The 10,811-nt window shown below is 65.0% G+C and carries 11 protein-coding genes; 10 read left to right on the top strand and 1 reads right to left on the bottom strand.

Features of this window, described 5'->3' with window-relative positions; translation table 11 throughout:
- Positions 1–3 precede the first annotated feature (3 nt).
- The 6 genes from ACYCTF_RS06825 (at position 4) to ACYCTF_RS06800 (ending at position 6,567) form a co-directional block, all read left to right on the top strand.
- Positions 4–963: an acetyl-CoA carboxylase carboxyltransferase subunit alpha gene (locus tag ACYCTF_RS06825; protein WP_461282922.1), complete on the top strand. Its 960-nt coding sequence runs from the start codon at positions 4–6 to the stop codon at positions 961–963.
- Positions 950–2,290 (top strand): tRNA lysidine(34) synthetase TilS, encoded by a 1,341-nt coding sequence (tilS, locus tag ACYCTF_RS06820; protein WP_461282921.1) that lies wholly within the window; start codon positions 950–952, stop codon positions 2,288–2,290. The genes ACYCTF_RS06825 and tilS overlap by 14 nt, the downstream gene beginning before the upstream one ends.
- Positions 2,291–2,381: 91 nt before the next feature.
- On the top strand, positions 2,382–4,034 hold the full coding sequence (locus ACYCTF_RS06815) for a CTP synthase (RefSeq protein WP_461282920.1): 1,653 nt from the start codon (positions 2,382–2,384) through the stop codon (positions 4,032–4,034).
- Positions 4,031–4,870 (top strand): 3-deoxy-8-phosphooctulonate synthase, encoded by an 840-nt coding sequence (kdsA, locus tag ACYCTF_RS06810; RefSeq protein WP_461282919.1) that lies wholly within the window; start codon positions 4,031–4,033, stop codon positions 4,868–4,870. The genes ACYCTF_RS06815 and kdsA overlap by 4 nt, the downstream gene beginning before the upstream one ends.
- A gap of 39 nt (positions 4,871–4,909) precedes the next feature.
- The gene (gene eno / locus ACYCTF_RS06805; protein ID WP_461282918.1) at positions 4,910–6,208 is read left to right on the top strand and encodes a phosphopyruvate hydratase; all 1,299 of its coding nucleotides are present in this window, start codon (positions 4,910–4,912) and stop codon (positions 6,206–6,208) included.
- 23 nt (positions 6,209–6,231) lie between these two features.
- On the top strand, positions 6,232–6,567 hold the full coding sequence (locus ACYCTF_RS06800; RefSeq protein ID WP_461282917.1) for a septum formation initiator family protein: 336 nt from the start codon (positions 6,232–6,234) through the stop codon (positions 6,565–6,567).
- On the opposite strand, the gene ygfZ is transcribed toward ACYCTF_RS06800, so the two are convergent.
- The gene (gene ygfZ, locus ACYCTF_RS06795; RefSeq protein WP_461282916.1) at positions 6,543–7,571 is read right to left on the bottom strand and encodes a CAF17-like 4Fe-4S cluster assembly/insertion protein YgfZ; all 1,029 of its coding nucleotides are present in this window, start codon (positions 7,569–7,571) and stop codon (positions 6,543–6,545) included. The two genes, ACYCTF_RS06800 and ygfZ, sit on opposite strands and share 25 nt — an antisense overlap.
- Before the next feature lie 82 nt (positions 7,572–7,653).
- On the opposite strand from ygfZ, the gene sdhC reads away from it, so the two are divergent.
- The 4 genes from sdhC to ACYCTF_RS06775 all read left to right on the top strand — a co-directional run.
- Positions 7,654–8,028, top strand: a complete 375-nt coding sequence (sdhC, locus tag ACYCTF_RS06790) for a succinate dehydrogenase, cytochrome b556 subunit (RefSeq protein ID WP_461282915.1) — start codon at positions 7,654–7,656, stop codon at positions 8,026–8,028.
- On the top strand, positions 8,019–8,369 hold the full coding sequence (sdhD, locus tag ACYCTF_RS06785; protein WP_461282914.1) for a succinate dehydrogenase, hydrophobic membrane anchor protein: 351 nt from the start codon (positions 8,019–8,021) through the stop codon (positions 8,367–8,369). The genes sdhC and sdhD overlap by 10 nt, the downstream gene beginning before the upstream one ends.
- The gene (sdhA, locus tag ACYCTF_RS06780; RefSeq protein WP_461282913.1) at positions 8,366–10,132 is read left to right on the top strand and encodes a succinate dehydrogenase flavoprotein subunit; all 1,767 of its coding nucleotides are present in this window, start codon (positions 8,366–8,368) and stop codon (positions 10,130–10,132) included. Before sdhD ends, sdhA begins: the two co-directional genes overlap by 4 nt.
- Before the next feature lie 11 nt (positions 10,133–10,143).
- The coding region (locus ACYCTF_RS06775; RefSeq protein ID WP_461284751.1) for a succinate dehydrogenase iron-sulfur subunit at positions 10,144–10,811 on the top strand (668 nt) is incomplete at its 3' end.

Genomic DNA, 10,811 nt, shown 5'->3' with positions numbered 1-10,811 from the left:
GGCATGAATCAGAACTACCTCGATTTCGAACAATCGATCGCCGATCTCGAGGCTAAGATCGACGCCCTGCGGTTTCTGGACTCGAGCTCCGGCGTCAATATCAACGAGGAGATCGCGCGACTGCGGGCCAAAAGTCACAGGCTCACGCAGTCGATCTTCGCCTCGCTCACGGCCTGGCAGGTCTCGCAGTTGGCGCGCCACCCCCAGCGCCCCTACACCCTCGATTACGTGGGGCGGATATTTCAGGATTTCGAGGAATTGCACGGCGACAGGCTGTATTCGGACGACCCGGCCATCGTCACGGGTGTGGCGCGCTTGGACGATGTGCCGGTAGCGGTCATTGGCCACCAGAAGGGGCGCGACACCCGCGAGAAGGTGCGCCGCAACTTCGGGATGCCCCGGCCCGAGGGCTATCGTAAGGCCCTGCGGATCATGCGCCTCGCGGAGCGGTTTCGCATGCCGCTTGTCACCCTGATCGACACCATGGGGGCCTATCCCGGGGTCGGGGCCGAGGAGCGTGGTCAGAGCGAGGCGATCGCCCGCAATCTGTTCGTGATGGCCGCGCTCAGGACACCTATCGTAAGCGCCGTGATCGGTGAAGGCGGATCCGGAGGTGCCTTGGCGATCGGCGTATGCGACCGCATGTTGATGCTCCAGTACGCGACCTACTCGGTCATAAGCCCGGAGGGCTGCGCCTCCATCCTCTGGAAGAGCGCCGACAAGGCCGCGCTCGCGGCGGAGGCCCTCGGGATCACCGCCGAGAGCCTGAAGCGTTTGGGGCTCATAGACGAAGTCGTGGCTGAGCCGCTCGGTGGCGCGCATCGCGACTTCGATGGGGCAGCCGCGGGGCTCAAGGCCGCCTTGACGCAGGCCATCCGCGATCTCGTGGCGCTACCGATGGATGATCTTCTGACCCGTCGACAGCTCAGGTTGCGCCAGTACGGACAGTTTGAAGAGCGCTAAGTTTTCTTCGGCGTGGTTGGCGCAGGCCCTCGAAGGGCTTGGCGTCTCGGTGGCGGACAGTCTCTTAGTCGCGTTTAGCGGGGGGCGGGACTCGGCCGCGCTGCTGCACGCTCTGAGCCGTCTTGGTCGGTCGGGGGTGCGGGCGGTCCACATCAATCATGGCCTGGCGGCCAGCGCCGACGCCTGGGCCGCGCAGGCCCTGGCGACTGCAGATGCCCTGGGGGTAGCCTGCGAGGCGGTCTCGGTGCATGTGAGCCGGGGCGCCTCCGGGGGGCCGGGGGGCCCCGAGGCCCGTGCGCGCGAGGCCCGCTACCGTGCGCTGGCCTCCCGCATGCGCCCGGGGGAAGTGCTCTTGACGGCCCATCATGCCTCCGATCAGGCCGAGACCGTGCTCTTTAGGCTCGTGCGTGGGGCGGGCCTCGCGGGCCTCGGGGGCATGGCGGGGGTGCGGCCGTTTGGCCCGGGGAGGCTTGCGCGGCCGCTCTTGGATCTGCCTGGGGCGGCGCTTGCGGCCTACGTCTCGGAGTGGCAGGTGCCCTATGTCCATGATCCAAGCAATGACGACGAACGCTATACGCGCAACTATATCCGCCATCGCCTGCTTCCTGTCATAAGCGCGCGCTGGCCGCGGGGGATCGAGGCCATCAATCGCGCCGCAGGCCACGCCCGCGAGGCGCACGATCTGCTCGCCGCCTATGTGGCGCGCGACGTGGAGGCCTGTACGGCGGCCGACGGGGCGCTGATCGTGCCGGCGTTCCTGGCGCTTCGCGCCGAGATACGGGCGCAAGTCCTGCGGGCGTGGCTTGCCGGGCGCGGCGGACCGGCCGTGAGCGAGGCCAAGTGCACCGAAATCCTGGCGGCGCTGGCCGTGGTTCCCCGGAGTCGGGGACAAGTGTTACGCTTGGGGCAAGCGGCTGTCCTGCGGCGTTACCGTGAGCGCGTGGTCTTTGGCCGGGATGAGGCGGGGGGGCAAGCCCCGGCGCTGCGATGCGTGTGGGCTGCGCCCTTCACGGATTTGGGCCTAGGAGACGGGCGGCGTCTTAGGGCGGTACCGGTGTTCGGGGAGGGGGCAGCCGTGGCGCGCATCGGCACACGGTCCTTGGTCGCAGCGACCCGCGTCCTGGGCCAGCGGGTCCTGATCCCAGGTCGTGGCCATAGGGCCCTAAAGAAGCTTCTGCAGGAGCTCGGCATCGCGCCCTGGGACCGGCCGCGCGCGGTCTTGATATTTGTAGACGACGCCTTGATCGCCGTGGCCGATCATTGGATATGCCAGGATTTCCGGGCGGGGCCGTATGAAGCGGGTCTCGCCTTTCATGTGGTGCCGTGAGCGGCCGATCGAGGAGGTTTTTCAAAGTGGTACCGACTGATAGCGAAGGCGGCGTGCGCAACAACGCGCAAAACGCGCCGGGCGGGCGGCGATGACCAAATTCATATTCGTGACCGGGGGGGTCGTGTCCTCGCTGGGCAAGGGCATAGCCGCGGCGTCGCTTGCCGCTCTGCTCGAGGCGCGGGGACTCGCCGTCACCTTGATGAAGCTTGATCCCTACATCAATGTCGATCCGGGGACCATGAGCCCTTACCAGCATGGCGAGGTGTTCGTGACCGAGGACGGGGCTGAGACCGACCTCGATCTTGGGCATTATGAGCGCTTCGTGCGCACGACCATGACCCGCAATAATAACTTCACGACCGGGCGGATCTACGAGAACGTGATCCGCAAGGAGCGCCGCGGGGATTACCTCGGTGCCACGGTGCAAGTGATTCCGCATATCACAGACGAGATCAAGCGCTGTATCGTGCAGGGCGCGGGATCTGCAGACGTCGCCATGATCGAGATCGGCGGAACGGTGGGCGACATCGAGTCCCTGCCGTTTCTCGAGGCCATCCGCCAGATGGGGGTGGAGTACGGGCGCCAGCACGCTGTGTACATGCATTTGACGCTCGTGCCCTACATCAAGGCCTCGGGCGAGATCAAGACCAAGCCCACGCAGCATTCGGTCAAGGAGCTGCGCAGCATAGGCATACAGCCCGACATTCTGCTCTGCCGCGCGGATCGCAGACTGCCGGAAGACGAGCGGCAGAAGATCGCGCTCTTTACAAACGTGCCGGCGCGCGCGGTGATTTCGGCGATCGATGTCGACAACATCTATCGCATACCGGAGATCCTTCACGAGCAAAGTCTGGATGACATCGTAGTCGAGCAGTTGCACTTGAAGGCCCGAGGTATCGATTTGAGTCAGTGGCGGGCGGTGAACGAGGCCCTAGACCACCCCCAGGGCGTGGTGGACATCGCCATCGTCGGCAAGTACGTGCACCTAACCGAGTCCTATAAGTCCTTGTCTGAGGCCTTGGCGCACGCGGGCATCCAGACGCGTCTGCAGGTGCGCATCCATTACATAGATTCGGAAACCCTGGAGCGCGAGGGCACGGAGTGCCTGAAGACCTGTGATGCGATACTCGTGCCCGGCGGATTTGGCGGGCGCGGTACGGAAGGAAAGATCGCGGCGGTGCGTTACGCTCGCGAAAACGCGGTCCCTTATCTCGGGATCTGTCTTGGCATGCAGATCGCGGTCATCGAGTTCGCGCGCAGCGAGGCGGGGCTTGCTGGGGCGCATAGTACCGAGTTCGATCGCAAGACTCCGTATCCGGTCATAGCGCTCATAACGGAGTGGACGGGCAATGGCGGTAAACGCGAGGTGCGCACCGAGGACGCGGATCTCGGGGGCACGATGCGGCTGGGCGGCCAGCGTTGCGAGCTTACTTCCGGCAGCCGCGCGGCGGCGATCTATAGTACGCCGAGCGTGATCGAGCGTCACCGTCATCGCTATGAGGTCAACAACACCTACCGTGAGGCACTTCAGGAAAAGGGTCTGCGTATCTCCGGGACCTCGCCCGATGGCGAGCTCGTGGAGATCGTGGAGCTTGCTGATCATCCGTGGTTCATCGGCGTCCAGTTTCATCCCGAGTTCACCTCGACCCCGCGTGACGGCCATCCCTTGTTCAAGAGTTTCATCGAGGCGGCCAAGGCGCGTCGGGCGGCTGGGCCCGAGCATGCGGCGGGTGTGTCGTGAAGCTCTGCGGTTTTGAGGCGGGGCTCGATCAGCCCCTGTTTCTGATCGCCGGGCCCTGCGTCATCGAATCGCGGTCCTTGGCGCTTGAGACCGCGCAGGCGTTGAAGGAGTTGACGGCGCGCCTCGGGGTGCCATTCATCTACAAGTCGTCGTTCGACAAAGCCAATCGCAGTTCGCACGCCTCGTTTCGCGGGCCCGGACGCGACGCGGGCTTGGCGATCCTAGCCGAGGTGCGGGAGACCCTGGGTGTGCCGGTGCTCACCGATGTGCACGACATCCCTGAGATCGCCGAGGTGGCGAAGGTGGCGGATGTGCTGCAGACCCCGGCCTTCCTTTGTCGGCAGACGGACTTCATCCAGGCGGTCGTAGCCGCCGGTCGTCCCGTGAACATCAAGAAAGGGCAGTTTCTGGCGCCGGGCGACATGAAGAACGTGGTGGACAAGGCGCGTGCCGCCGGGGGCGATGGACGCATTCTGGTGTGCGAACGTGGGGCGTCGTTCGGGTATAATAATTTGGTGTCGGACATGCGCAGCCTCGCGATCATGCGCGACACGGGTTGCCCCGTGGTATTCGACGCCACGCACTCGGTGCAATTGCCGGGCGGGCAGGGCTCGTGCTCGGGTGGGCAACGGGAGTTTATCCCGGTTCTGGCGCGCGCGGCGGTGGCGGCGGGAGTTGCCGGGATATTCATGGAGACCCATCCGGATCCGGACAAGGCCTTGAGCGATGGGCCGAACGCCTGGCCGCTCAAGCGCCTCGAACGGCTGCTCGAGACCCTGCGGGACATTGATGCCGGCGTGAAGGCGCGCGGCTTAGACGAGATGCAGAGCGGTTGAACAAATCGGAAAAACCAACGGCCTTTTTGGGATGATGAGATGAGTAAGATTGCAGATATACGGGCGCGCGAGATCCTGGATTCGCGCGGTAATCCGACCATCGAGGTGGACCTGACGCTGGATTCGGGGGTGGTCGGCCGCGCCTCCGTCCCCTCGGGGGCCTCGACCGGCGTGCGTGAGGCATTCGAGTTGCGCGACGGTGACAAGCGCCGCTTCCGCGGCCTCGGGGTCCTTAAGGCCTGCGCCTCAGTGAATGATACTTTCAAAAAGGTGCTGGTCGGTATGCAGGCGGCGCAGGCCGCAGTCGACGAGCGCATGATCGCCGAAGACGGCACCGAGGATAAATCGCGCCTGGGCGCAAACGCGATCCTTGCGGTGTCGCTTGCGCTTTCGCGCGCCCTGGCGGCGGAGGCTGGGGTGCCCTTGTACCGGCATCTCGCCCAGCAAGTGGGGCACGAGGGGCCGTTCATTCTGCCCGTGCCGCTTATGAATATCGTGAATGGCGGGGCGCACGCCGATAACACGCTCGACTTCCAGGAATTCATGATCGTGCCCTTCGGTGCGCCGCGTTTCTCCGAGGCGTTGCGCTGGGGTGCCGAGATATTTCATACCTTGAAGGGGCTCCTGAAGGGACGCGGTCTGGCGACTTCGGTGGGCGACGAAGGGGGTTTCGCGCCGGACCTCGGCACGAACGAGGAGGCCTTGGGTCTGATCCAGGAGGCGATCACGGCGGCAGGCTATGCGCCGGGACGGCAGGTGGGGATCGCGCTCGATGCCGCGGTTTCGGGATTGATGGATGACAAGGGCGCCTACGCGCTTGCAGGTGAAGGCCGGACACTCGATGCCGACGCTTTGGTCGGCCTTTATGAGGGCTGGATGGCGCGATACCCGATCGTCAGCATCGAAGACGGGATGGGCGAGGAGGATTGGGCTGGCTGGAAGGGTCTCACCGAGCGTCTCGGTGCGCGCGTGCAGCTCGTGGGCGACGATTTATTCGTCACCAATAGTGCCATCCTGACGCGCGGCATCGACACGGGCGTCGCCAACGCTATCCTGATCAAGCCCAACCAGATCGGGTCGCTCACCGAAACGCTTGCGACCATCAAGCGCGCGCAGGCGGCAGGCTATGGCGTCGTCCTTTCGCATCGCTCCGGCGAGACCGAGGACACCGCGATCGCCGATATCGCGGTCGCGACCGGGGCCGGCCAGATCAAGACCGGCTCGCTATCGCGTTCCGAGCGCATGGCCAAATACAACCAACTCTTGCGCATCGAGGAGTTCGAGGGCGATCGGGCCCAGATGGCACGTGCGCCTCGGCAGGCCTATTCCCAAGGCTGAGCGAATGGGCCTATAGTTAGCCCATGAGGAAATGGATAGGCCTGCTCGTCGTGGCGCTTTTCGTGCTCACCCAGTATGCCCTCTGGTTCGGGCAAGGCGGGGTGGTCGCGCTTTTGCATCGGGAGCGGCACATCCATGCGCTGGCAAGTGCCAATGCCACGCTTCTAAAGACTGACGAGCAACTCGCCGCCGAGGTTAAGGGTCTGCAGGACGGACGCTCCGCCATCGAGGCGCAGGCGCGCTCGGGTCTTGGCATGGTCAAGAAGGGTGAGACCTTCTACGAGATCGTGCCTGGTGCCCCGCCCGCCACGCGCACGGCGCGCGTGTTCCGGGATCAGCAGCTCGCGGCCAGAGGATAAGGCAGGTCGCGAAAGCGAAGCTCGGTGTCCTGCCAGAGGACGCTACCGGCGTCGTGGCTGCTGATCTGAATCACGGCCAAGAGATCGATCTCGCCTTCGGGACCGATTTGGGCATCCACCACGGTGCCGGCCGGTTGACCCGGCAGGTTGGGGGCCGCGAGCGTGGCGCCTGGTGGCGGCAGGGAGGTGTCGGCCGGTAGCGACGCCAGATACATACGTTGCTTCAGGCGCCCCAGGTAATGGGTGCGCGCCACGATCTCCTGCCCCGGATAACACCCCTTACGGAAATTGATCCCCTCCAAGAGATCGAGGTTGGCCATTTGTGGCACGAAGGCCTCGCTGGTCTCGGTCCCTATGGTCGGCAGGCCCGCTTGGATGTCGAGCCAGGCCCACGCCCGGCCCCCCACGCGCAGCGCCTGCGGCAGGCGCTCGGGGAGGCCGCGTATCACAGCTTCCGGCCCCATGAGCAGGTATCGGGGGGCGCGTCCGGGGATGCCCATGACTGTGACTTCATTCTGTGTGGCCGCCGCCGGCTGGGCCGGCGCAGGGAGACCCACCTTCTTCAAGCACTCCGCCGCGGCAGGCCCTGACAGGCCTAGGATCGCCCATTCCGGGACCGACGTCAGCTGCACCTTGGCGCGCAGGATATAGAGGGCAAGGCGCTTCTGGACGGCGGCCTGGATGGCCTTTGGGATCATGAGAAAGTAGTCGTCGCCGCAATGCGCCACCCGCAAGAGGGCGATCATGCGGCCTTGCGCCGTACAATAGGCGTCTAGTTGGCTGGCCTCACCCAGACCCTTGATGTCATTGCTGAATTGGCTATGCAGAAAGGTGGTGGCGTCGGCCCCGGAGACGCGGATGAGGCCAATATGGGTGAGTGCACTCCACACGGTGTCCTGGTGCGCGGCGCGCGCCTCGGCCTTTCGATCCCCGTAGTCGGCGATCAGATCGTCTTCCGCGCGTCCGCCCGCCTCGATCAATTCGGCCTTCCATTCCCTCTGCATGATGCGCCCCCTATAATGAGCGACATGGGCATGTCGCACCGCGATGATAACAAAATCCGTTGCCGGGACTAGGGGAGGGTGAATGAGTACGACACGCCCACGCGATGCCGGGCTCCTGACCCTGCGGCTACCGGTCGGGGCCTATGCCTCCATCCTGCATCGTCTTACCGGTCTCCTCTTGGTCGGGGTTGTGGGGCTTGCGCTTACGTTCCTGCGCGCCTCCTTGCAGGGGCCGGCGGCCTTCGAGACGGTGGCGCAACGGCTGCGCGGCCCCTGGGGCCATGCGCTCGGGCCCGTGGCGGTGTGGATCGTAGCCCAGCATCTTTATGGCGGCATCCGCCATCTGCTGTTGGATGCCGGGTGGGGGTTCGGGCGCGACCGGGAGCGCTTGAGCGCCTTTGCGGTTTTGGCTTTGGCGGCCGTGACGGCCCTTGGGGCGGCGCTTTCATGGCCCTGAGCGATCGCCATCTCGGCAGTCGCCGCGCGGGCGCAGGGGGATTTCTGCTCATGCGTGCCGCGGCTCTCGCGATCGCCGCTGGGGCTGCGGTCCTTGTGATCCTGATCGCCGACCTCCCGCATTGGCGATTCGGGTCTTGGGATGCGCTTTTTCATAGTCTGGCTGTGCGCATCGGTTTTGCCGTGTGGCTCGCGGCGGTTGCCCTACACGCCTATCTCGGTTTCGATTCGATCTTGAAGGACTATGTCCACCACGCAGCTTGGCGTTTCGTTTGTCTCATGGCGAGCGCGGGCGCGTTGCTGGCCCTGGTGGTCTATGGGGTCGCGGCGGTATGGGCATGAGCGCGCGATTGCCGCGTCGGCAGTTCGACTGCTTGGTGCTGGGCGCCGGTGGCGCGGGCCTACGCGCGGCCTTGCAGCTTGCCGACGGCGACGCCCATGTGGCGGTAGTCTCCAAGGTCTTCCCCACCCGCTCGCACACGGTGGCCGCGCAAGGCGGCGTGAACGCGGCGCTTGGCAATGTGCTGCCCGACTCCTGGCACTGGCATATGTACGATACCGTGAAAGGGGGCGACTATCTCGGCGATCAGGACGCGATCGAATACCTCTGCCGGGCAGCCAACCGGCTTGTGATCGAGCTCGAGCACTACGGCGTGCCGTTCTCGCGTATCGACGACGGCCGGATCTATCAGCGCAAATTCGGCGGACAGAGCCAGAATTTCGGGGGTGAGCAGGCGGCGCGCACATGCGCGGCGGCCGACCGGACGGGACATGCCATCCTGCATGCACTCTATCAGCAGAACATTCGCGCCAAGACCCACTTCTTCGATGAGTTCTTTGCCATTGATCTTTTGCGTGACGCCTCCGGACACATCCTGGGGGCGGTGGTCCTCGAAATCGAGACTGGTGAATTGCTCGTCATCGAGAGCAAGACCACGCTGATTGCCACCGGCGGCGCGGGACGCATGTATCGCACCAGCACCAACGCGCTCATTAACACGGGCGATGGTTTAGGCATCGCGCTGCGCGCCGACATCCCTTTGCAGGACATGGAGTTCATTCAGTTCCATCCCACAGGACTCGCGGGTCTTGGGGTCTTGATCACCGAGGGCGCGCGGGGCGAGGGGGGCTATCTCGTGAATAGCCGCGGCGAGCGCTTCATGGAGCACTACGCGCCGCACGCCTTGGATCTCGCGAGCCGCGACGTGGTGAGTCGGGCGATCCATAGGGAGGTGACGGAGGGGCGCGGCTGCGGTCCGCGCGGCGATTATGTCGAACTGAAGCTTGACCATCTGGGCGACGAGGTCATTCGCAAACGCCTGCCGGGCATACGCGATACGGTCATGCGTTTTGCGCACATCGATCCGGCGCACGCGCCTATACCCGTGTATCCGACCGCGCATTACATTATGGGCGGCATTCCCACGAACCGCTTTGGGCAAGTGGTGGCGCCTGCGCGACATGGCCCCGAGGAGCCGCAATCCGGGCTCTACGCGGTGGGCGAGTGCGCCTGCGTCTCGGTCCATGGCGCCAATCGTCTGGGCGGCAATTCCCTGCTCGACATCATCGTGTTCGGTCGCGCCGCCGGCAATCACATCCTCGCCGCCTTGAAGGAGCAGCGTTACCACCGTCCCTTACCCGGCGAGGCGGTGGAGCGGGCCGTGGAGCGCGTGCGCCGGTGGGAGCGTCCGGGCGAGGAGTCGGTCGAGGCGCTCGGTGCAGAGCTTAGGCGTGTCATGGAACGTTACTGTGGGGTATTTCGCACACAGGAGGTGCTGGACGAGGGGGTGCGGCGCGTGCGCGAGATTCGCGAGCGGCTGGGTCGCGCGGGCCTGCGCGATCAAAGCCGGGTCTTCAATACCGCGCGCATCGAGGCCCTGGAGCTCGAGAATTTAGTCGAGGTGGCGCTTGCCACGGTGGTCTCGGCGGCGGCCCGCCATGAGAGCCGGGGCGCACACTCGCGGGTCGATTACCCGGAGCGCGACGACAGTCACTGGCTCAAGCACACCCTCTATCTGCGCGCGGGCGAGACTATCGACTACAAGCCCGTGCGCGTGAAGCCCCTGACCGTGGATTCCTTCCCGCCCGTGGCGCGGACCTACTAGGAGTAGCCGGCATGCGTTTTCGTATCTACCGTTATCGGCCGGAGGAGGGCGGGGGGCCCGTGCTGCAGGACTTTGTCCTGGAGCCGGAGGCCTTGGAGGGGGTCGTGATGTTGCTGGACGCCCTGATGCTCCTCAAGGCGCAGGATGAGAGCTTGAGTTTCCGGCGCTCGTGCCGCGAGGGCGTGTGCGGGTCGGACGCCATGAATATCAATGGCCGCAACGGCCTTGCCTGTATCACGCCGCTTAAAGGTCTCACGGAACCGATTACCCTGAGGCCCTTGCCGGGCATGCCCGTGATCCGTGATCTCGTTGTGGATCTGTCGGGGTTCTATCGCCAGTATCGGGCGGTGCGTCCGTGGCTCATAGACGAGGGTCCGGAGCCCGAGATCGAGCGACGCCAGACGCCCGTGGAGCGTGATCGATTGGACGGCCTCTACGAGTGCGTTCTCTGCGCCTGCTGCACGACAAGCTGCCCGTCGTTTTGGTGGAATCCGGATCGCTTTCTGGGGCCGGCGGCGCTCTTGCAGGCCTATCGTTTCGTGGCCGACAGCCGCGACCAGGCCTTCGGCGAACGCCTCGACGATCTCGAGGACCCCTATCGCTTGTATCGTTGTCACACGATCATGAGCTGCACGGATGTGTGCCCGAAAGGGCTGGATCCGGCCCGCGCCATAGGTGG

The organism is Acidiferrobacter sp., from assembly GCF_054609335.1.
Note: the sequence above shows the minus strand (reverse complement) of the source record. Positions and strands in the feature narration are given on the sequence as shown.

Coding starts and splice junctions, on each gene's coding strand:
- ACYCTF_RS06800 (WP_461282917.1), top strand. CDS start 6,232: ATGAGGAAATGGATAGGCCTGCTCGTCGTGGCGCTTTTCGTGCTCACC.
- eno (WP_461282918.1), top strand. CDS start 4,910: ATGAGTAAGATTGCAGATATACGGGCGCGCGAGATCCTGGATTCGCGC.
- ygfZ (WP_461282916.1), bottom strand. CDS start 7,571: ATGCAGAGGGAATGGAAGGCCGAATTGATCGAGGCGGGCGGACGCGCG.
- sdhA (WP_461282913.1), top strand. CDS start 8,366: ATGAGCGCGCGATTGCCGCGTCGGCAGTTCGACTGCTTGGTGCTGGGC.
- ACYCTF_RS06815 (WP_461282920.1), top strand. CDS start 2,382: ATGACCAAATTCATATTCGTGACCGGGGGGGTCGTGTCCTCGCTGGGC.
- ACYCTF_RS06825 (WP_461282922.1), top strand. CDS start 4: ATGAATCAGAACTACCTCGATTTCGAACAATCGATCGCCGATCTCGAG.
- sdhD (WP_461282914.1), top strand. CDS start 8,019: ATGGCCCTGAGCGATCGCCATCTCGGCAGTCGCCGCGCGGGCGCAGGG.
- sdhC (WP_461282915.1), top strand. CDS start 7,654: ATGAGTACGACACGCCCACGCGATGCCGGGCTCCTGACCCTGCGGCTA.